19 protein-coding genes and 1 pseudogene are annotated in these 20622 nt (G+C 71.7%); 8 read left to right on the top strand and 12 right to left on the bottom strand.

Translation table 11 applies throughout. The features are described 5' to 3' along the window. Positions 1 to 56: 56 nt before the first annotated feature. Positions 57 to 530, top strand: a complete 474-nt coding sequence (locus ACWPXV_RS05685; RefSeq protein WP_454084322.1) for a hypothetical protein — start codon at positions 57 to 59, stop codon at positions 528 to 530. Positions 531 to 573: 43 nt separating this feature from the next. On the opposite strand, the gene ACWPXV_RS05680 is transcribed toward ACWPXV_RS05685, so the two are convergent. Beyond that, entirely contained in the window at positions 574 to 1512 is a 939-nt protein-coding gene (locus tag ACWPXV_RS05680; RefSeq protein WP_454084321.1) for an ROK family glucokinase, read from the bottom strand. 126 nt (positions 1513 to 1638) lie between these two features. On the opposite strand from ACWPXV_RS05680, the gene ACWPXV_RS05675 reads away from it, so the two are divergent. Then, positions 1639 to 3462 (top strand): AMP-dependent synthetase/ligase, encoded by a 1824-nt coding sequence (locus ACWPXV_RS05675; protein ID WP_454084320.1) that lies wholly within the window; start codon positions 1639 to 1641, stop codon positions 3460 to 3462. 115 nt (positions 3463 to 3577) lie between these two features. On the opposite strand, the gene ACWPXV_RS05670 is transcribed toward ACWPXV_RS05675, so the two are convergent. Next, positions 3578 to 3775, bottom strand: a complete 198-nt coding sequence (locus ACWPXV_RS05670) for a hypothetical protein (protein WP_454084319.1) — start codon at positions 3773 to 3775, stop codon at positions 3578 to 3580. A gap of 86 nt (positions 3776 to 3861) precedes the next feature. Here ACWPXV_RS05670 and ACWPXV_RS05665 point away from each other — a divergent pair, with 86 nt between their 5' ends. After that, positions 3862 to 5634: a DEDD exonuclease domain-containing protein gene (locus ACWPXV_RS05665; protein ID WP_454084318.1), complete on the top strand. Its 1773-nt coding sequence runs from the start codon at positions 3862 to 3864 to the stop codon at positions 5632 to 5634. Positions 5635 to 5652: 18 nt separating this feature from the next. Here ACWPXV_RS05665 and ACWPXV_RS05660 read toward each other — a convergent pair whose 3' ends face one another. The 3 genes from ACWPXV_RS05660 to ACWPXV_RS05650 form a co-directional block, all read right to left on the bottom strand. Continuing rightward, the gene (locus ACWPXV_RS05660) at positions 5653 to 5934 is read right to left on the bottom strand and encodes an Lrp/AsnC family transcriptional regulator (RefSeq protein WP_110850950.1); all 282 of its coding nucleotides are present in this window, start codon (positions 5932 to 5934) and stop codon (positions 5653 to 5655) included. Between the two features lie 69 nt (positions 5935 to 6003). Continuing rightward, entirely contained in the window at positions 6004 to 7080 is a 1077-nt protein-coding gene (trpD, locus tag ACWPXV_RS05655; RefSeq protein WP_454084317.1) for an anthranilate phosphoribosyltransferase, read from the bottom strand. Next, a complete protein-coding gene (locus ACWPXV_RS05650; RefSeq protein ID WP_454084316.1) occupies positions 7077 to 7508 on the bottom strand; it encodes a hypothetical protein in 432 nt (143 codons plus the stop codon). Before ACWPXV_RS05650 ends, trpD begins: the two co-directional genes overlap by 4 nt. A 282-nt stretch (positions 7509 to 7790) precedes the next feature. Here ACWPXV_RS05650 and ctaE point away from each other — a divergent pair, with 282 nt between their 5' ends. From ctaE to ACWPXV_RS05625, 5 genes are all read left to right on the top strand, one after another. Beyond that, positions 7791 to 8441 carry an aa3-type cytochrome oxidase subunit III gene (ctaE, locus tag ACWPXV_RS05645; protein WP_454084315.1) on the top strand — a complete coding sequence of 217 codons (651 nt, stop codon included), beginning with the start codon at positions 7791 to 7793 and terminating at the stop codon, positions 8439 to 8441. Positions 8442 to 8496: 55 nt separating this feature from the next. Continuing rightward, positions 8497 to 9276, top strand: coding sequence for a cytochrome bc1 complex diheme cytochrome c subunit (qcrC, locus tag ACWPXV_RS05640; RefSeq protein ID WP_454084314.1), 780 nt, complete (start codon positions 8497 to 8499; stop codon positions 9274 to 9276). Beyond that, positions 9273 to 10367, top strand: a complete 1095-nt coding sequence (gene qcrA, locus ACWPXV_RS05635; RefSeq protein ID WP_454084313.1) for a cytochrome bc1 complex Rieske iron-sulfur subunit — start codon at positions 9273 to 9275, stop codon at positions 10365 to 10367. The genes qcrC and qcrA overlap by 4 nt, the downstream gene beginning before the upstream one ends. Then, positions 10364 to 12112 (top strand): cytochrome bc1 complex cytochrome b subunit, encoded by a 1749-nt coding sequence (gene qcrB / locus ACWPXV_RS05630; RefSeq protein WP_454084312.1) that lies wholly within the window; start codon positions 10364 to 10366, stop codon positions 12110 to 12112. The genes qcrA and qcrB overlap by 4 nt, the downstream gene beginning before the upstream one ends. 98 nt (positions 12113 to 12210) lie before the next feature. Then, positions 12211 to 12846, top strand: coding sequence for a superoxide dismutase (locus ACWPXV_RS05625; protein ID WP_251838283.1), 636 nt, complete (start codon positions 12211 to 12213; stop codon positions 12844 to 12846). Positions 12847 to 13454: 608 nt separating this feature from the next. Here ACWPXV_RS05625 and ACWPXV_RS05620 read toward each other — a convergent pair. The 7 genes and pseudogenes from ACWPXV_RS05620 to ACWPXV_RS05590 all read right to left on the bottom strand — a co-directional run bounded on the left by ACWPXV_RS05620 (position 13455) and on the right by ACWPXV_RS05590 (position 20490). Beyond that, on the bottom strand, positions 13455 to 13910 hold the full coding sequence (locus ACWPXV_RS05620; protein WP_454084311.1) for a cytochrome c oxidase subunit 4: 456 nt from the start codon (positions 13908 to 13910) through the stop codon (positions 13455 to 13457). After that, positions 13910 to 15724 (bottom strand): aa3-type cytochrome oxidase subunit I, encoded by a 1815-nt coding sequence (ctaD, locus tag ACWPXV_RS05615; protein ID WP_454084310.1) that lies wholly within the window; start codon positions 15722 to 15724, stop codon positions 13910 to 13912. Before ctaD ends, ACWPXV_RS05620 begins: the two co-directional genes overlap by 1 nt. After that, positions 15724 to 16605, bottom strand: coding sequence for an aa3-type cytochrome oxidase subunit II (gene ctaC, locus ACWPXV_RS05610; RefSeq protein WP_454084309.1), 882 nt, complete (start codon positions 16603 to 16605; stop codon positions 15724 to 15726). Before ctaC ends, ctaD begins: the two co-directional genes overlap by 1 nt. Before the next feature lie 158 nt (positions 16606 to 16763). Continuing rightward, the gene (locus ACWPXV_RS05605; RefSeq protein WP_454084308.1) at positions 16764 to 17129 is read right to left on the bottom strand and encodes a HesB/IscA family protein; all 366 of its coding nucleotides are present in this window, start codon (positions 17127 to 17129) and stop codon (positions 16764 to 16766) included. Between the two features lie 74 nt (positions 17130 to 17203). Further along, positions 17204 to 18325 (bottom strand): glycerate kinase, encoded by a 1122-nt coding sequence (locus tag ACWPXV_RS05600; RefSeq protein ID WP_454084307.1) that lies wholly within the window; start codon positions 18323 to 18325, stop codon positions 17204 to 17206. A gap of 28 nt (positions 18326 to 18353) precedes the next feature. After that, positions 18354 to 19711, bottom strand: a pseudogene (locus ACWPXV_RS05595) (M20/M25/M40 family metallo-hydrolase). A 32-nt stretch (positions 19712 to 19743) separates the two neighbouring features. Continuing rightward, positions 19744 to 20490, bottom strand: a complete 747-nt coding sequence (locus ACWPXV_RS05590; RefSeq protein WP_454084306.1) for an MBL fold metallo-hydrolase — start codon at positions 20488 to 20490, stop codon at positions 19744 to 19746. Positions 20491 to 20622 lie beyond the last annotated feature (132 nt).

Here is a 20622-nt window from a genome sequence, read left to right as displayed (position 1 = left end):
CTGCCGACGGCGCCGGATCGGGCCGCACGTTCCTGAAGCACTCTAGAGTGCTCCCCATGGCTGGTCCTACCCGGGGCGCCGCTGACGGCGACCACGTGCCCGACGACGACCTCGACGCCCAGTGGGCCGAGCTCACCGCGCGTCTGGGTGAGCTGCGCCTGCCTCCGGAGGAGGAGTCCGGGCAGGACCCCGAGCCGCTGCCGCCGGCCGCGCCGCCCGCGCCGGGGCCGCGCGACTACTCCCCCGCCGCCGAGACGGAGGACGACGACCGCGCCCGCGACGTCGTCGACGGCTTCACCGAGCCCGACCCGGACCCGCTGTCCCGTTCGGAGCCGGTGCTCGTCGTCGCCTGGGGCGGGGTGCTCGGCGGGCTGGCGGTCATGGTGCTGTGCGTCCTGCTGTGGCGCTCGGCGCCGGGCGTGGTCTGGCTCGTCGCCGTCGGGGCGCTGGCGGTGGGCGTGGGCCTGCTCCTGTGGCGCATGCCGGCCCGCAAGGACACCGACGACTACGGCGACGGCGCCGTCGTCTGACCCCGGGTACCGCCCGGCCCCGCGGGCCGGGCGGTACCCGACGTCAGTGACGGACGAGGTCGGCGGCGCCGACGATGCCGGCCTCGCTGCCCATCTCGGCGAGGACGATCTGCGCCTCGGGCCGGTAGCCGCGGGCGGAGAGCTGGTCACGGAAGGACGCCCGGGCGGCCTCGAGGACGAGGTCCCCGGTGTCGGCGACGCCGCCGCCGATGACGAAGAGCTCGGGGTCGAGGATCGCGACGAGGTCGGCGATCCCGGCCCCCACCCAGCGGCCGAGCTCAGTGACGAGGTCACGGGACAGCGGGTCGCCCTCGGCGGCGGCCAGCGTGACGTGCTGGCCGCGCACCTTGCCGCCGTCGGCGGCCGCGAGCTCGCGCAGGCGGCCGGCGCGGTCCTCGTCGGTGATGAGGGCGTTGCGGGCGGCGCGGGTGAGCGCGCGGCCGGAGGCGTACATCTCCCAGCAGCCCTCGTGGCCGCAGCCGCAGTAGTGGCCCGAGGGCACCACGCGCATGTGGCCCAGCTCGGCCGCCACGCCGAAGGCCCCGCGGAGCAGACGGTCGTCCAGGACGATCGCGCCGCCGAGCCCGGTACCGAGCGTGAGCATGACCATCGAGCGGGCGCTGCGGCCGGCGCCGAAGCGGAACTCCGCCCAGCCGGCGGCGTTCGCGTCGTTCTCGATGACGATCGGGACCTCGATGCCGCGCGCCAGCCGGTCACGGAGCGGGTAGTCGCGCCACGCGATGTTCGGGGCGAAGCGCATGCCGTCGCGGTTCGGGCTGACGAAGCCGGCCGCGGCCACGCCCACGCCGGTGATGTCGTACCCGGACCGCAGCTCGGCGACGCACGCGATGACCGCGCTCTCGATCGCCTCGGGGTCCAGCGCGTCCGTCGCGCGGCGGGTCTGCGCGAGCACCCGGCCGGTCTCGTCGACAACACCGGCGGCGATCTTCGTCCCGCCGATGTCGATACCGATCGTCGTCATCGATGATTCCTGTCCGTCGTCGTGGACACGGCGCCGCTTCCCTGTGGAGGTGGCCCCGAAACGCCCAGATCTGCCATATCGTGGAGCCGGTAGTCATTCCCTCCTACCGCTGCCACTGGAGTCAGTATGGACGAGTTCCATGTCCCCCTTGCCGTGACGTCCGAATCGTCGACCAGCGTGAGCGACCTCCTCATCGCGCAGGCCACGTCCTCCCCCTCCAAGGTGCTCATCGAGCGCCAGGAGAACGGGGTCTGGCGCGAGCACACGACCAGCGCGGTCCTCGAGCTCGTCGAGAGCGTGGCGAAGGGGCTCATGGCCGCCGGCGTCGGTCCCGGGGACCACGTCGCGATCATGTCCCGCACCCGCTTCGAGTGGACGATCCTCGACTTCGCGATCTGGCACGCCGGCGCCGTCCCGGTGCCGGTCTACGAGACCTCCTCCCCCGACCAGTGCGCGTGGATCCTCGGGGACTCCGACTGCGTGGCCGCCGTCGTGGAGACCCCCGCCCACGCCGCGACCGTCGCGCAGGCCCGCGAGGAGAACGGCGGCCTGCCGCACCTCGGGGAGGTGTGGACACTCGACGACGGTGCCATCGACACCCTTGTGGCCCTCGGGCGTGAGGTCAGCGACGCCGACCTCGCCGCCCGTCACTCCGCCGTCGGCCTCGACGACATCGCGACGATCATCTACACCTCCGGGACCACCGGCCGCCCCAAGGGCGCCGAGCTCACCCACGGCAACTTCGTCGAGCTGTGCCGCAACGCCATCGAGGACCTCCACGAGGTGTTCGACTACCCCGGCGCACGCACGCTGCTGTTCATGCCGCTGGCCCACGTGTTCGCACGCTTCGTCCAGGTCCTCGTCATCGCCGCCGGCGTCCCGCTCGGCCACACGCCGGACACCAAGGACCTCGTCGCCGACATGGGCACCTACCGCCCGACCTTCATCCTCTCGGTGCCGCGCGTCTTCGAGAAGGTCTACAACGCCGCCGAGCAGAAGGCCGCGGCCGGCGGCAAGGTGAAGATCTTCCGGTGGGCCGCGAAGGTCAACATCGCCTACTCCCGTGCGCTGGACCAGCCGGGCGGCCCCGGAGTCCGGCTCAAGGCGCTCCACAAGGTCGCCGACGCGCTGGTGCTCAAGAAGATCCGGGCCGTGCTCGGCGGGCAGGCCGTCTACGCGGTCTCGGGCGGCGCCCCGCTCGGCGAGCGTCTCGGGCACTTCTTCCGTGGCCTGGGCCTCGTGGTGCTCGAGGGCTACGGCCTCACCGAGACCACCGCGCCCGTCGCCGTCGCGCGTCCCGGACGCGTGAAGATCGGCACCGTGGGCACCCCGTTGCCCGGCTGCGGCATCAGGATCGCCGACGACGGCGAGATCCTCGCCAAGGGGATCGCGGTGTTCCGCGGCTACCACAACAACCCCGAGGCGACCGCGGAGGCCTTCTCCGACGGCTGGTTCCACACCGGCGACGTCGGACAGCTCGACGAGGACGGCTGCCTGACGATCACCGGCCGCAAGAAGGAGATCATCGTGACGGCCGGGGGCAAGAATGTGGCACCCAGCCAGCTCGAGGACCCCACGCGCGCCCACCCGCTGATCTCCCAGTGCCTGGCGATCGGCGACCGCCGGCACTTCATCAGCATGCTCATCACGCTCGACGCCGAGATGCTGCCCAGCTGGCTGAAGAACCACGGCAAGGAGCCGATGAGGGTCGAGGAGGCCGCCCAGGACCCGCTCGTCCGTGAACACATCCAGATGGAGATCGACCGGACGAACAAGAAGGTCTCGCGCGCCGAGTCCATCCGGAAGTTCGTCATCCTCGACGAGGACTTCACCGTGGACAACGGCTACCTCACGCCCTCGATGAAAGTGCGACGCAACGCGGTGCTCCGCGACTACGCGGAGACCATCGACGACCTCTACGCCGAGGCGCCCGCCGCCGCCCGCGGCTGACGTCCTCGACCCGACCTCCACGGCCGGTGCCCGCGACCGCGCGGGTACCGGCCGTGGCACGTGCGGGGCGCGGCACACCGCCGCCGGGTCCCGGGCGCGGTGGGCGGGCACGGGCTCAGGCCGTCCCGGCCCGCCGCAGCCGCAGCGGCGGCACGAGCCCGCTGTCGGCGAGGACGGCCAGCGCCGTCCGCTCGTCCTCCCCGAGGTCACGGGCCCCTGGCGCCTGCTCGCGGCCGGGGCCGGTGAGGAAGCTGACCACGCAGTCGTCGCAGGCGATGGTCCGCATGGTGCAGGAGTCGCAGTCGATGATCATGCCGTGACCGTAGGGGCGACCTCTGACATCGCGGGTCTCGGCACGGCACCGGTGGCTTGTCGGTGGTCGCACGTACGGTCGGACTCGTGACCGCGAACCTGCTTGCTCCCGCCCCCGGTGGTCGGCTGGACCTCGAGGGCGCCACCCGCGCCGGGGCCGGGACGCCGCTCCAGATCGGCTTCGACGAGATCGGCGTGCCGCTGTCGGAGGTCACCTTCGTCGTCGTCGACCTCGAGACCACCGGCGGCTCCCCCACCCAGTGCGCGATCACCGAGGTCGGCGCGGTCAAGGTGCGCGGCGGCGAGGTCCTCGGGGAGTTCCAGACCCTCGTGGACCCCGGCGGGCCCGTCCCGCCGATGATCACCGTCCTCACCGGCATCACCGACGCCATGCTGGTCGGCGCGCCACGGATCGGGGAGGTGCTGCCCGCCTTCCTCGAGTTTGCCGGCTTCGGCCCCACCACCGTGCTCGTCGCGCACAACGCCCGCTTCGACGTCGGCTTCCTCCGCGCGGCCGCCTCACGTCTCGACATGCCGTGGCCCTCACCCGCCGTCGTCGACACCGTCGCCCTGGCTCGCCGCACCGTCACGCGCGACGAGGCGCCCAACAACAAGCTCGGCACGCTCGCCGCCCTCTTCGGTGCCACCACCAGCCCCGACCACCGCGCACTGCACGACGCACGGGCCACGGTGGACGTCCTCCACGGCCTGCTCGGCCGGCTCGCGCCGCTCGGAGCCACCCACCTCGAGGACCTCGCCACCCTGGGGGACCCCGTCCCCCACAAGCGGCGCCGCAAGGCCACCCTCGCCGACTCCCTGCCCACCGGTCCCGGCGTCTACCAGTTCCTGGGCCCCGGGGGCGAGGTGCTCTACGTGGGCAAGGCCGTCAACCTGCGCCGGCGGGTGCGGTCCTACTTCACCGCCGCGGAGAAGCGCAAGCGCATCGGGGAGATGGTCGACCTCACCCAGGAGGTCCGTCCCATCCCGTGCGCCACCGAGCTCGAGGCAGCGGTGCGGGAGCTGCGGCTCATCGCCGAGCTCGACCCTCCCTACAACCGCCGCTCCCGCAAGCCGCACCGCCGTCCGTGGATCAGGCTCACCGACGAGCCCTTCCCGCGTCTGTCGATCGTCCGCAGCGTGCCCGCCGGGCGCAGCGCGGAGGCGATCGGCCCCTTCGCCTCCCGGGCCGCCGCGCAGTCGGCGCTCGAGGCGCTGGAGGAGGCCTTCACCGTGCGGCGCTGCAGCCAGCGCCTGCCCGTCGTCCCCTCGGCCGAGGCCCGCGCCTGCGCCCTGGCCGAGATGGGCCGCTGCGGTGCCCCGTGCACCGGGGCCCAGAGCCTGGAGGAGTACGCGGAGGTCGCCGACTCCGTGCGGGCGGGCCTCACCTCCGCGGCTGGGCCCGTCGTGGCCGCGCTGCGCGCCCGGATCAGCACGCTCGCGGGGCAGCAGCGCTACGAGGAGGCGGCCGCCGAGCGTGACCGGCTGCGTGCCTACCTCGTCGCGGCGCGGCGCACGCAGCGCCTGCGCCCGCTGTGGCGCAGCCCGCAGCTCGTGGCCGCGCGGCGCACCGAGGACGGCGGCTGGGAGGTCGTGCTCGTGCGGTACGGCCGGCTCGCCGCCACCGGCACGGTGCCCCGCGGGGTCAACCCGATGCCGACCATCGACGCCCTCGTCGCGACCGGTGAGGAGGTCCCGGCGCCCTCCACCGTCCTCGGTGCCTCCGGCTCGGAGGAGGCCGAGCTCATCGCGGACTGGATCGAGCACCCCGCCACGCGCCTGGTCCAGCACGAGGAGGGCGACGAGCCGCTCGCGTGGCCCGTGGACGGCGCCGCCAAGTACCCCCTGCCCCCGACCGCCTAGCCGGGAGCGGGGGCGGCGTCAGTCGCCCAGGCCGATGGCGAAGGCCGACTCGAGGTCGTGCTTGGAGTAGGCCTGGAAGGCGATGTAGGTGCGGGTGTTGGTCACGCCCTTGACCTTGCCCACGCGGTCGGCGACGACGTCGGCCAGGTCCTCGTGGCGGCGCACCCGCGCCAGCGCGATGAGGTCGACGTCGCCGGTGACCGAGTAGACCTCGCTGATCCCGTCCAGCTCGGCGACCTCCTTGGCGACCTCGGGCACGCGTGAGGCGTCGGTGTCGATGAGGACGATGGCGGTGAGCATGGGGTCTCCTTCGTCTCGGTGTCGGCGGGAACCCGCCGACGGTCTCGCGGACGGCCGGTGCCGTCCGCGTCAGAGGGCGGCGCTGGCCGCCGCCCACCGGTCGAGCACGCCGCGCGCCCGTCCCTCGTCGATGGCCGCGGCGGCCAGGTCCATCCCGGCACGCAGCCGGGTGACGAGGTCACCGTCGTCGGCCCCCGTGCCGGGGAGGGTGCCGTGCGCGACGAGCGCGGCGGCGGAGTTGAGCATCACGGCGTCGCGGACGGGTCCGGTGGCGCCGTCGAGGATCTCCCGGGCGACCCCGGCGTTGAAGCCGGCGTCCGCGCCGCGCAGGTCGGCGATGGTCGCCGGCGCGAGGCCGAAGACCTCCCGGGTGTCGAGGAGGTGCTCCGTCACCTCGCCGTCGGCGACGTGCCACACCCGGCTGGGCGCCGTCGTCGTCAGCTCGTCCAGGCCGTCCTCGCCGCGGAAGACGAGCCCGCGCGTCCCCCGGCGGGCGAGCACACCCGCGACGAGGGGGGCGATACGCCGGTCGGCGACGCCGATCGCGGCGGCCCGCGGGCGGGCCGGGTTGGTGAGCGGGCCGAGCACGTTGAAGGCCGTGGCGACGGCGAGCTCCCGGCGGGCGACGGCGGTGTGCCGGAACGAGGGGTGAAAGGTCTGCGCGAAGCAGAAGGTGATCCCGACCTCGCGGAAGACCGCCTCCACCTGGGGGACGGACATGTCGAGGCGGACGCCAAGCGCCTCCAGGACGTCGGCGGAGCCGCTCGCCGAGCTCGAGGCCCGGTTGCCGTGCTTGACCACGGGTACCCCCGCGCCCGCGATGACGAGGGAGGACATCGTGGAGATGTTGACCGTCCGGGCGCGGTCCCCGCCCGTACCGACGATGTCGACGACGTCGTCAGGGACGTCGATCGGCACCGAGTGCTCGAGCATGACGTCGGCCAGGCCGGTGAGCTCGGCCACCGTCTCCCCCTTGGCCCGCAGCGCAATGAGGAAGCCGGCGAGCTGGACGGGACTGGCCAGGCCCGACATCACCTGGTCCATCGCCCAGCCGGTCTGCGTGGCGCTGAGGTGCTCCCCGGCGACGAGGGAGGTGATGACGTCCGCCCACGTGGGCTGGACCGGCTCGACGCCCTCCACCGTCACCGACGACCGCCCGAGCGCAGCAGTCCGGCCACGGCCTCCTGGATCTCGATCGGGTCGATCGGCGCCTGGACGATCGCGTCGGCCTGCGCCCACGTCGCCAGCCACGCGTCCTGCGGGCGGGCGGTGAGGATGACGACGGGCGGGCACTGGTACATCTCGCTCTTCAGCTCGCGGCTCACGGCCATGCCGCCGGCCTTGGCCGCCTCGCCGTCGAGCACGATGAGTGCGAAGTCACCCTCCCTGGCCTTCATCACCACACCCTCGTGCGTGGCCGCCTCCGTCCACCGGATCCGGGGGACGTCGACCGCGGCACGGCGGCCGATGGCCCGGCGGACCTGCTCACGGGTCGTGACGTCGTCGCTGTAGAGCAGCACGTCCACGACGTCGGTGTCGGTGGTCGCGGCTGCGTCGGGCTGCGCGGGCGTCATCGTCGTCCTCCAGGTTCGCTCGGTACACACCGCGAGGCGCGGTGACCTCCTCGAATGGTAGTCACGCCGCGGGACCAGGGCGCACAAGCCGCGGCCGCGACCACGCCGTCGTCGCCATGAATGAGACGAAGCGGACACCGGCCCCACCGGCGTGTTGTGTCGTGACCGGATCGGGACCAAGGACTCAGGCGCGAGATGTCGCGGAACTCCTAGCCTGAGGCGGAGGCTCGGGAGGAATCGCACGCGCCCGGAGTGGTCACCCACGTGAACTTTCGGGCCATAATGGCAATCGTGTCGTCTACTACGGCTGCTCCGAGCGCCCCCCACGTGAACGTCAACCGGCCGAACGCAGTGTCGGTCGGCACCATCGTGTGGCTGTCCAGCGAGCTGATGTTCTTCGCTGGTCTCTTCGCCATGTACTTCACCCACCGGTCGGTGTCGGCGGAGATCTGGCCCGAGAACTACTCGATGCTCAACATCCCCTGGGCACTGACCATCACCCTGGTCCTCGTCGCCAGCTCCGTGACCGCGCAGATGGGTGTGTTCGCCGCCGAACGCTTCCAGCCGCGCCGCACCGGCAAGCTGCTGGACGTGCGCCGCTGGGGCATGGAGGAGTGGTTCGTCCTCACCTTCATCATGGGCGCGTTCTTCGTCGCCGGTCAGACCTTCGAGTACGCCGAGCTCGTCTCGCACGGCATCACGGTGTCCTCCAGCCCCTACGGCTCGGTCTTCTACATCATGACGGGCTTCCACGCCCTCCACGTGCTCGGCGGCCTCATCGCCTTCCTCTTCATCCTCGGCCGCTCGTTCGCGGCCAACCGCTTCGGCCACTACGAGGCCACCGGCGCGGTCGTCGTGTCCTACTACTGGCACTTCGTCGACGTCGTCTGGGTCGCGATGTTCTTCATCATCTACTTCCTCGAGATGTTCTAGAGCACCGGCGACCCGCCCCCGTTCCACCCGCAACGCCAGAGAAGGACACATCACCGTGAAGGCACTCGCCGCCAGCAGGAGGCACCGGCTCGCGCCGGTCGTCCTCCTGCTCCTGGCCCTGATCCTCACGGGGGTGGCGTACTCAGCCGTCACCTCCGAGCCGGCCAACGCGCAGGCCGCCAGCCAGGACATGATCGAGGAAGGCGAGGCGCTGTTCCGCTCGAACTGCTCCACCTGCCACGGCCTGGACGCCCAGGGCACCGACCTCGCGCCGTCGCTGGTCGGCGTGGGTGCCGCCTCCGTGCATTTCCAGGTCTCCACCGGCCGCATGCCGATGGCCAACAACTCCCCGCAGGCGGAGCGCAAGGACCCGCAGATGAACGAGGAGCAGACGGCCGCGCTCGCCGCGTACGTCGCCAGCCTCGGCCCGGGCCCGGCCATCCCCTCCGACGAGCAGGTCGACCCCGAGCTCGGTGACGCCGCGAACGGCATGGAGCTGTTCCGCACGAACTGCTCGATGTGCCACAACGCCGTCGGCGCCGGTGGTGCGCTGACCGAGGGCAAGGTCGCCCCGCCGCTCGACGACGCGACGCCCACCCAGATCTGGGAGGCCATGCGCATCGGCCCGCAGTCCATGCCGATCTTCAACGAGGCCTCGGTGACCGACGAGGGCGCCCGCGACGTCATCGCCTACATCATGGAGCAGCGTGAGGTCTCCCCCGGCGGCTTCTCGCTGGGCAACCTCGGTCCCGTCTCCGAGGGCTTCTGGGTCTGGCTCGTCGGCATCGGCGGCATCATCGGTATCGCAGTGTGGATGGGAGCACGGTCCTCGTGAGCACGAATCGTCCCTCTGGTGACCTGACCCCCGCCACGGGCGGGGCACCGGTCGCCGACGTCCCCGAGCGTTTCGAGGACCCGGGTCTGCCGCACCACCCCGAGCGCATGGCCGACCGCGACCCCAAGGCCGCCAAGCGCGCCGAGCGCCAGGTCGTCACCCTTCTGCTCGTCTCGATCCTCGCCTCCGTCGGCGGGGTCGTCGGTTTCCTCTTCATCCCGGTCGGGACGACCCTCCTGGACGTGCGCCTCTCCACGATCGCGCTCGGCGTCGGGCTGGGTCTGGGCATGCTGGGGATCGGCCTCGCCGCGGTCCACTGGTCCAAGACCCTCATGTCGAACACCGAGTACGTCGAGCAGCGCAAGCCCGCCGCCTCCTCCCCCGAGGTCCGTGAGCAGGCCGTGACGATGCTCGAGACCGGTGTCGCCGAGGCCGGCATCGCCCGTCGTCCCGTCCTCAAGGGCGCCCTCGTCGGTGCCGCGGCCCTCGCGCCGCTGCCCTTCGTCGTCCCGCTCGTCGGTGAGCTCAGCCCGTCGTGGGACACCCGCAAGTTCCGCTACACCGCCTGGGGCGACGTCCCCGAGGGCACCGGTGGCCGCCTGCCGGACGGCTCGATGGGCCGCCGCCTCGCGACCGACCCGGACAACCGCCTCATCCGCGCCGCCGACGTCACCAACGGGTCCGCCTTCCAGGTGATCCCCCACGGCATCAGCGACCAGGAGCACTACCTGGAGGAGAAGGCCAAGGCGGTCGTGTTCATGACGCGCATCGACCCCTCCGAGCTCAACATCTCCCCCGAGCGCCGGGACTGGAGCTACGACGGCATCGTCGCCTACTCCAAGGTCTGCACCCACGTGGGCTGCCCCGTCGCTCTCTACGAGCAGCAGACGCACCACCTGCTGTGCCCCTGCCACCAGTCCACCTTCGACATCGCCAACGAGGCGAAGGTGGTCTTCGGACCGGCCAAGCGCGCCCTTCCGCAGCTCCCCATCACCGTGGACACCGAGGGCTACCTCGTGGCCCGCTCGGACTTCCACGAGACCGTGGGCCCGAGCTTCTGGGAGCGCGAGCGAATGGATGAGAACCGATGAGCACGACCACGGCTCGCAAGCCCAGCAAGGCGGCACCGGCCGCTGACTACCTCGACCAGCGCACGGGCATCGGCAAGGCCGTCAAGGAGTTCGCGCGCAAGGTCTTCCCGGACCACTGGTCCTTCCTCCTCGGCGAGGTCGCGCTCTACAGCTTCATCGTCCTGGTGCTGTCGGGCTTCTTCCTCACGATGTTCTTCGTGCCCAGCATGGGTCACATCACCTACCCCGAGGACGCACTGCCCGAGGCGATGCAGGGCGTGGCGATGTCCGAGGCCTTCGCCTCGACCCTGCGCATCTCCTTCGAGGTGCGCGGCGGCCTGCTCATGCGCCAGATCCACCACTGGGCAGCGCTGCTGTTCGTGGCGTCGATCGTCGCCCACATGCTCCGCGTCTTCTTCACCGGCGCCTTCCGCAAGCCCCGTGAGCTCAACTGGCTCGTCGGATTCTCGCTGATGATCCTCGCGCTCCTCGCCGGCTTCTCCGGCTACTCCCTGCCCGACGACGTCCTGTCGGGCAACGGCCTGCGCATCGCCGACGGCGTCGCGCGAGCCATCCCGATCATCGGGTCCTACGCCTCCCTCGCCCTCTTCGGCGGGGAGTTCCCGGGAACCGACATCGTCCCGCGCCTGTTCACCATCCACATCCTCGTCGTGCCCGGCCTGATCATCGCGCTGGTGACGGTCCACCTCATCCTCGTCGTCGTGCACAAGCACACGCAGTACCCCGGGCCCGGCAAGACGGAGAAGAACGTCGTGGGCTACCCGGTCCTGCCGGTGTACGCCGCGAAGGCCGGTGGCTTCTTCTTCATCGTCTTCGGCTTCCTCGCCCTCCTCGGCGGCCTCGTGTCGATCAACCCGGTGTGGACCCACGGGCCCTACGACCCCTCGCCAGTGGGCGCGGGTGCCCAGCCCGACTGGTACATGCTCTTCCTCGAGGGCGCGCTGCGGCTGATGCCGGGCTTCGCCGAGTTCACGATCTTCGGCTACGTGCTGTCGCTCAACGTGCTCATCCCGGGTGTCGTCGTACCGGGCATCCTGTTCACCGCCCTGGCCGCGTGGCCCTTCCTCGAGGCGGCCGTCACCAAGGACCGCGGCGAGCACCACGTCCTGGACCGTCCGCGCAACGCACCGACCCGTACCGCCGTCGGTGTCGCGATCGTCACCGCCTTCATGGTGCTCAACGTCGCCGGTTCCAACGACCTCGTCGCCACGCACTTCGAGCTGTCGCTCAACGGCATCACGTGGTTCCTGCGCGTCGCCTTCTTCGTCGCGCCGGTCTTCGCGTTCTGGCTCACCAAGCGCATCTGCCTCTCGCTGCAGCGCCGTGACCGCGAGCTCGCGCTCCACGGCCACGAGACCGGCCGCATCGTGCGCATGCCCACCGGTGAGTTCCTCGAGGTGCACCAGCCCCTCACGCAGGAGGAGCGCTGGCTGCTCGTCCACCACGAGGCGGACCGCATGCTCGAGATCGAGCCGCCCGAGGACGAGAACGGTGTGCGCCGCCCCGGCGCCGCCAAGGACAAGCCGCTCCTGCGCCTGTCCCGCTTCCTCTACGAGGACCGTGTCGAGCCGGCGACCCCGGCCGAGCTGGCCGCTGCGAACGCCGAGCACGGCGCCCACGGCAACGGCAACGGCAACCACGCCGAGGTCGAGTCCGGGGGCCTGCGTGAGGCCTTCGACCGTCCCGAGGAGCGCGCGTCCATCGGCGCTGGAACCGACGGGCGGAACAACCCGACATCGTCGTAGGTTAGACCGATGAGTGCATGTGCCCGGCATCACTGCCGGGCACATGCCATATGTAGGCCGGTGCGTTCCCGCACCGGGACGACCTGAGGAGGAGACACATGACCGTGTACACCCTGCCGGAGCTCCCGTACGACTACAGCGCCCTCGAGCCGCACATCAGCGGCAAGATCATGGAGCTGCACCACTCCAAGCACCACAAAACCTACGTCGACGGTGCGAACACCGCCCTCGAGAAGCTGGCCGCGGCCCGCGAGAGCGGCGACAACGCCGCGATCAACCTGCTCGAGAAGAACCTCGCGTTCAACCTCGGCGGCCACGTCAACCACACGGTCTTCTGGAACAACCTCTCTCCCGAGGGTGGCGGTGAGCCCGAGGGCGAGCTCGCCGAGGCCATCAAGGACCAGCTCGGCTCCTTCGAGGGCTTCAAGGCGCAGTTCACCGCCAACGCGACGAGCATCCAGGGCTCCGGCTGGTCCGTCCTGGGCTGGGACTCGATCGGCCAGAAGCTGTCGATCTTCCAGCTCTTCGACCAGCAGGGCAACGTCCCGCTGGGCCTGACCCCGGTGCTCATGCTCGACATGTGGGAGCACGCCTTCTACCTCGACTACCTCAACGTCAAGGCGGACTACGTCAAGGCGTTCTGGAACATCGTCAACTGGCGCGACGTCGCCGCTCGCCTCGAGCGCGCGCGCACCCAGACGGCGGGTCTCATCACCCCCGTGACGGTCGTCTGACGCCCCTGTAGCGCCCGCGAAGGCCCGGCAGCCCCCAGGGGGGGTGCCGGGCTTTTGCGTGCCTCTGTGCCTGCGCCTGTGCCTGGTACGCGCCTCCCGACCGCTGGACGCCCCTGCCGCACGCCACGGAGGTACCGGAGGTGCGTCCCAGAGACGCAGCTGCCCGCCCGCCCTGAGCGCGCGCGCACCCCGACGGGCGGGCTCACCCCGTGGACGGTGGTCCGACGCCCCCGTACCGCCCGCAGAGGTGCGGCGGTCCCTGGGCGGTGCCCCGTCTGGGTGCCTCGCCTAGGACGCACGTCCGGACCTCTGGACGCACGTCCCGCGCGACGCTGGGGTACCGGAGGTGCGTCCTAGAGACGCAGCTGCCTGCTCGCGGCCGCCGGCCCGCTCTCGCCCTCCGCCCGTCCGGACCCTCGTCGCGTTTCCGGACCCGACGTCGCGCCACGCCTCGTGTGTGACGCCCCTGCGGTCGTCTCAACGCACGTCCGGGCTCCTCACCACGTGCCGGGTGTGCGTCCCCCGGCCCCGGGCTGCCCACGGGAATGCCGAACGGGCGGCACTCCTGGTGGAGTGCCGCCCGTTCAGGGACGTGTGAGGGGTCCGGCTCAGTGCGCGTGCGGGCCCCGCGAGAACTCGTAGGTGTGACCCACGAGGCCGACGACGCCGACGGCGATGCCGATCCCGAAGATCCACCAGCCGACCGCCACACCGGCGAAGGCCAGCGCCGCGGCGACGCCGAGGACGAGCGGCCACCAGGAGTGCGGCGCGTACACGCCGATCTCACCGGCGTGCTCGTCGACGTCGCTGACCGGGTTGTCCTCCGGGCGCGGGTCGACGCGACGGGCCACCAGCGCCAGGTAGAAGCCGGAGAGGCCGTACAGCCCGACGAGGAGGAGCAGGGCGACCGTCCCGATCGGCTCCCAACCCGTCCAGAAGCCGTAGACCAGGCCCACGGGGAGGAAGAAGGCGACGCCGGCGATGAACAGCCACTTCTCGACGCCCAGCGGCTTGGGGTGCTCGGCGGACTGCTCGCCGGGTGCGCGGTCGTGCTCGCGTGCCATCAGGCCTTGCCCTTCTTCTCGTCGTCGTCCTCACGCTCGAGCGTGGCCGTGGACGTGCGTCCCGGCTGCGGCTGGGACGCGGCGTCCCCGCCGCCGGTGCGCTGGGCGTCGCCCAGTGCCTGCTCGAGGACACCCTGGTCCGGCACCGCCGCCTGGTCCATCGCTGCGACCTCGGGGTGGTGCAGGTCGAAGGCGGGACGCTCGGAACGGATCCGGGGCAGGGAGGTGAAGTTGTGCCGCGGCGGCGGGCAGCTCGTGGCCCACTCGAGGGAGTTGGCGAAGCCCCACGGGTCGTCGACGAACACGGTGCGCGGGCCGCGCGAGGTGACGTAGACGTTCCACAGGAACGGCAGCGTGGACAGCGTGAGCAGCGCGGCGCCGGCGGTGGAGACCTGGTTCATCAGCGTGAACCCGTCCTCGACCATGTAGTCGGGGTAGCGGCGGGGCATGCCCTGCGCGCCGAGCCAGTGCTGGATGAGGAAGGTGCCGTGGAAGCCGAAGAACAGCATCCAGAAGTGGACCTTGCCCAGACGCTCGTTGAGCATCCGGCCGGTCATCTTGGGCCACCAGAAGTAGAAGCCGGCGAACATCGCGAAGACCACGGTGCCGAAGACGGTGTAGTGGAAGTGCGCGACGACGAAGTAGGAGTCGTGGACCTGGAAGTCCATCGCCGGGCTCGCGAGGATGATGCCGGTGACACCGCCAAAGAGGAAGGTGACGAGGAAGCCGAGCGACCACAGCATCGGCGTCTCGAAGGTGAGCTTGCCCCGCCACAGTGTGCCGACCCAGTTGAAGAACTTCACGCCGGTGGGCACCGCGATGAGCATCGTCATGAGGGCGAAGAAGTCGAGCAGCGCTCCGCCGGTCGTGTACATGTGGTGCGCCCACACGGTCATCGACAGGGCGGCTATCGCGATCGTCGCGAAGACGATGCCCTTGTAGCCGAAGATCGGCTTGCGGGCGAAGACCGGGAAGATCTCGCTGACGATCCCGAAGAACGGCAGCGCGATGACGTACACCTCGGGGTGACCGAAGAACCAGAAGAGGTGCTGCCACAGCAGGGCACCGCCGCTCTCCGGGTTGTAGATCTGCCCGCCGAGGACGCGGTCGAAGGCCAGCCCGAACAGCGCGGCCGCGAGGACCGGGAACGCCATGAGGACGAGCAGCGAGGTGATGAGGATGTTCCAGGTGAAGATGGGCATCCGGAACATCGTCATGCCGGGCATGCGCATCGTGATGATCGTGGCGACGAAGTTGACCGAGCCGAAGATCGTGCCGAAACCGGTCAGCGCGATGCCGAGGACCCACAGGTTGCCACCGAGACCCGGTGAGAACGGCTCGAGCGAGAGTGGCGTGTAGGCCGTCCAGCCGAAGCTCGCCGCGCCCTTGGGGGTGAGGAAGCCGGCCAGCGCGATGAGCCCACCGAAGAGGAACAGCCAGTAGCTGAACATGTTGAGCCGCGGGAAGGCGACGTCAGGGGCGCCGATCTGCAGCGGCACGAAGACGTTCCCGAAGCCGGTGAACAGCGGCGTCGCGAACAGGAACAGCATGATCGTGCCGTGCATGGTGAAGAACTGGTTGTACTGCTCCTTGGACTGGAACAGCGCCATGCCGGGGTCGAAGAGCTCCAGGCGCATCGCCATGGCGAGCACGCCGCCGATGAGGAAGAAGAGGAAGGCGGTGATGAGGTAGAGATAGCCGATGACCTTGTGGTCCGTCGACGTCACCCAGCTGACGACCGTGCGGCCCAGGCTCTGACGCTCCGGTCGCAGCCCGGGAACGAGCTGGGGGCGTGCCTCGTCGGTGGTGGCCATCAGTTGTTTACCGTCCCGTCCTGCAGGTAGCCGCGCTGGTCGTACACGCGGTTGTACTCCTCACCGCGGACGCCGACGTTGCCGGCCTCCCGCAGCGCATCCATCTGGGCGTCGTAGGTCGCACGGTCGACGACCTCGACGTTGAAGAGCATCTCCGAGTGGAACTCGCCGCACAGCTCGGCGCACTTGCCCTGGTAGTGCCCCTCCTCCTGCGGCGTCACCTGGAAGACGTTGGTGTGCCCGGGGATCATGTCGATCTTGAAGAGGAAGGCGGGGATCCAGAACGAGTGCTGGACGTCGCGGGAGTCGACGATGAACTCGACGGTCTCCCCGACCGGCAGGTAGAGGGTCGGGAGGGTCTCCTCGACGCCCTCCTCACCAGTGAGCTGGACGCGGCCGCCCTCGGAGAAGACGCCGTCGTCGATGTAGTTGAAGTCCCAGCTCCACTGCTTGCCGTAGGCCTGGATCGTGAGGTCCGGCTCCTCGCTCGTGTCCGTGAGCTCGTGGGTGACCTGGGTGGAGTAGAAGTACAGCACCCCGATCATGAGGATCGGCACGACGACGTACATGAGCTCGAGCGGCACGTGGTAGCGCAGCTGGACCGGCAGCGTGTTGTCGTTCTTGCGCTTGCGGTAGGCCACGATGCACCAGATCGTCAGGCCCCACACGATGACGCCGACGGCGAGGGCGGCGACCCAGGCGCCGCTCCAGTGGTTGATGATCGACTCGGTCTTGTCGGTCAAGCCCGGCTCGGAGGGCAGGAAGCCGTTCCGCGGGGCGCCGAGCTCGGCACAGCCGGCGAGGGTGAGGGCCGCCACAAGGCCCAGGACTACCAGTCGCCAACCGCGGGGCGAGCGGCTACCGGAGGACGGTGATCGCACTTCAAGACCTTCCGACACGACGCGTTTAGGGCATTTCAGACAGGACCTACGTCCCTCCGGCCACCTTACCGCTAACACTGCCCTGGTACGCGAAACGGCCCGCCGGGCCAGGGGTGTAACCCTGGTCCCAACGGGCCGCGGCGTGAGATCCGCGTGTCTCAGTGGAAGGAGTCGCCACACGCGCAGGAGCCGCCCGCGTTCGGGTTGTCGATCGTGAAGCCCTGCTTCTCGATGGTGTCGGCGAAGTCGATCGTCGCGCCGGCGAGGTAGGGCACGCTCATCCGGTCGACGATGACCTCGACGCCACCGAAGTTGCGCACGGCGTCGCCGTCGAGCAGGCGCTCGTCGAAGTAGAGCTGGTAGATGAGGCCGGAGCAGCCACCGGGCTGCACGGCGATCCGCAGCCGCAGGTCGTCACGGCCCTCCTGCGCGAGAAGGGTCTTGACCTTCTGGGCGGCGACGTCGGTGAGTTCGATCTCGTGCGTCGGGACCTCGGTGGGCGTCGTAGCCGTCGTCTCGCTCATGCTCACATCTCCGCTGTCTTTGGGGCAGTACAACCGGGCCAACCACGGCGCGGCCGCAGTTGTTCCCGTCCAGCCTACGCCTCGAGCGCCCAGGTGCGCGCAAGACGTACGGCCCAGGCCTCGAGCCCCTCGACCCCCGTGGTGCCCGTGGCGTAGGTGGCGCTGATCCCCGCGCGGGCGACCTCGCGCCGCGAGGTGTGGACCTCCTCGGCGAGGACGACGACGGGCAGCCCCAGCTCCATCGCGGCTCGTCCCACCGTGGCGACGACGGAGGTGTCGACCGCGGGGGCGTCCAGGACCGCGGTCGCGGTGAGGACGACGTCGGCGCTCCCCACCGCCTCCGGCAGGCCGATGGCGGCGGCGACGACGTCGGGACCGTGGAGCAGCCGCCCGCCCAGCACCGTGAGGGCGTGGGCCGCCCCTCCCCCGGCGCCGGACCCGTCGGTGCGTCCGGGACGCGCCGCGGCGCCGTGCCCGCCGGGCGCGGGCAGCAGCGCGGTCCGGGCGGGCAGGGCGCGCCCGAGGCGGTCCAGGTGGGCGGCGAGCTCGCCGGCCCGGGTGTCCAGCCGCTGCGCCTCGGCGGGACCGAGACGGTCGGACAGGAGCGCGCCGGCGCCGTGCAGCCCGAGGAGGGGCACCTGCGTGGCGGCGGCGACGACCACGTCGGCGCCGGCGAGCACGGCGTGGGCGGCCGCCAGCACGTCGGCGTCGATCTCGTCCCCGGCGTCCGCGCCGGCGAGCGTCCGGACCAGGCCGGCGCCGCCGTCGTGCGTGGCCGCCTCCCCCACGCCGACGACGACGCGCCCGGCCCCGAGCTCACGGGCGGCGAGGAGCAGCTCACCGAGGCCGGCGCTGCTGCCCTCCTCGGCGTGCCGCAGCTCCTGGCCGGGCGCGACGAGCTGGCGGCCGAGGACCTGCCCGGCCTCGACGTAGGCGGTGCCGCCCCCGGTGCCGGGGACGTGGAGGAGGGTGGCCGGCACCGGCTCCCCGAGGGGCCCGCGGGCGGTGACCGAGACGAGCTCCCCGCCGCACGCGGTCTGGACGGCGTCGAGCAGGCCCGCCGCGCCGTCGGACATCGGCAGCGCGCGGACGTCGGTACCGGGGGCAGTGTGCAGCCAGCCGCGGCGCACGGCGGCGGCGACCTGGGCCGCGCTCAGGGCGCCGGACAGGCGCCCGGGGCTCAGGAGCAGGCGCACGGTGCCTCCTCTCCGTGGCGGGGCGCGGTCACAGGCGGTCGGCGAGGCGGGCGAGGAGCAGCGCCTCGGCGAGGACGACCTTCTCCAGCTCCCCGAGGTGCACCGACTCGTTCTCCGAGTGCGCCCGGGAGTCGGGGTCCTCCACGCCGGTGACGAGGATCGCAGCCTGCGGGTACACCTCGGCGAGGTCGGCGATGAACGGGATCGAACCGCCCACGCCGAGGTCGACCGGCTCGGTGCCCCACGCGGTGGTGAAGGCCCAGCGGGCGGCCTGCATGGCCGCGGAGTCCTCCGGCGCCTGGAAGGCCTGCCCGGTCTCCCCCGGCGTCACGGTGACGCGCGCGCCGAAGGGGGCGCTGGCCACGAGGTGGTCGTGCAGGGCGCGCTCGGCGGCGGCGGGGTCCTGCCCGGGCGCGATGCGCATGGAGAGCTTGGCCCGCGCCGAGGGGATGACGGTGTTGGAGGCGTGGTCCACGCTCGTGGCGTCCAGGCCGATGACCGAGATCGCCGGCTTGGTCCACAGCCGCGCGGCGAGCGGGCCGGTGCCGGCGAGGCGGACGCCGTCGAGCACACCGGCGTCGGCCCGGAAGTCGGCCTCCGGGTAGTCGACGTCCGCGTGGTCGGTCGCGACGAGGCCGGGGACGGCGACGTTCCCGTCGTCGTCGTGGAGGGTGGCGACGAGGCGCGACATGAGCGTGAGCGCGTCGAGGACGGGGCCGCCGAACATGCCGGAGTGGACGGCGTGGTCGAGGACGGACAGCTCGACGGTGCAGTCGACGAGCCCGCGCAGGGAGGTGGTGAGGCCGGGGACGCCGACCTTCCAGTTGGAGGAGTCCGCGACGACGATGACGTCGGCGGCCAGGCGGTCCCGGTAGGTCTCGAGGAAGGTGCGGAAGGTCGGGGAGCCGATCTCCTCCTCGCCCTCGCTGAAGACGGTGACGCCGACGCCGAGCTCGTCACCGAGCACGCGCAGCGCCCCGACGTGGGCCATGATCCCGGCCTTGTCGTCGGCGGCGCCGCGGCCGTAGAGCCGCCCGTCCCGCTCGGTGGGCTCGAAGGGCGGGGAGGTCCAGCCGGCCGGGTCGCCCGGGGCTGGACGTCGTGGTGGGCGTAGAGGAGGACGGTGGGCGCGCTGGCCGGGGCGGGCTTGTGGGCGAGCACGGCGGGTGCACCGGGGCGGCCGTCGGGGCCGGTGACGCGCACGACCTCGACCTCGGGCAGCCCGGCGTCGCGGAACAGCTGCGCGACGGCGGCGGCGCTGTCCTCCAGGTGCTGGGGGTCGAAGGCGGGCGCCGAGACGCTGGGGATGCGCACGAGCGACTCGAGGTCGCTGCGGATGCGGGGGAACTCGGCGGCGGTGCGGGTGGTCAGGTCCTCGATGGTCACCCCGGCAGCCTAACGGCGGCCGGCGCGTCGGGTCAGGCCGCCCCGGCGGCGCGCGCGTGCTCGACGGCGGAGCGGGCGCCCTCCGTCCACGGCTCACCGTGGCCCGGCAGCACCGTGCCGGCGCCGGTGTCCGCGATGGCGTCGAGCGAGGCGAAGCTGAGTGCGAAGTCCGCCGTCGCCGCCCCGGCGACGATGCGGGGCCCGGTCCGGGCGGTGTAGGGGTCGAGCGTGACGAGGGCGTCGCCGGAGATGACGACGTCACGGTCCGGCAGGTGGAGGGCGACGTGCCCGTAGGTGTGGCCGGGGGTGGCGATGACGTGCGGGCGGCCGGGGACGTCGAGGATCCCGCCGGTCTGCAGGGTGCGCACGCCTGTGGTGCCGCGCACGAGGGGCAGCCCGGCGAGGAGCATCGAGGTGAGGATCGGCAGGGCCGCGGGGTGACGGATCGGGTAGAGCGCCCGCGGGTTCTCGTGGGCGTAGGAGAAGGGGTGGGCCACGAGGTGGTGCTCCGCGGCCGCGGCCCACACGGGCACGCCGATCCCCTGGATCTTGCGGACCACACCGACGTGGTCGAAGTGGGCATGGGTGAGCACGAGGGCCCGCAGGTCCCGGGGACGGCGCCCGATCGCGCGGATCGCCTCGCCCAGGGGCCGCCAGACGGCGGGCAGGCCGGCGTCAACGAGCGTGACGCCGTCGTCGTCCTCGACGAGGTAGCAGTTGACGTGGGCGTGGGAGACGAGGTGCACGCCGGGGGCGACCTCGCGGACGGTGGCACTCATGGATGCTCCCCTTCGTCGGTCGGCTCGCGGCGGTGGGGCGGGACCCGCCGCGCCGTCCACTATCGCCCGCACCACCGGGACCCGCACCCGGGCGCGACGCCGAGCAGCACCCGCGGTCGACTACCCTCGGGG

This window comes from Georgenia sp. Marseille-Q6866 (assembly GCF_965111665.1).
Note: the sequence above shows the minus strand (reverse complement) of the source record. Positions and strands in the feature narration are given on the sequence as shown.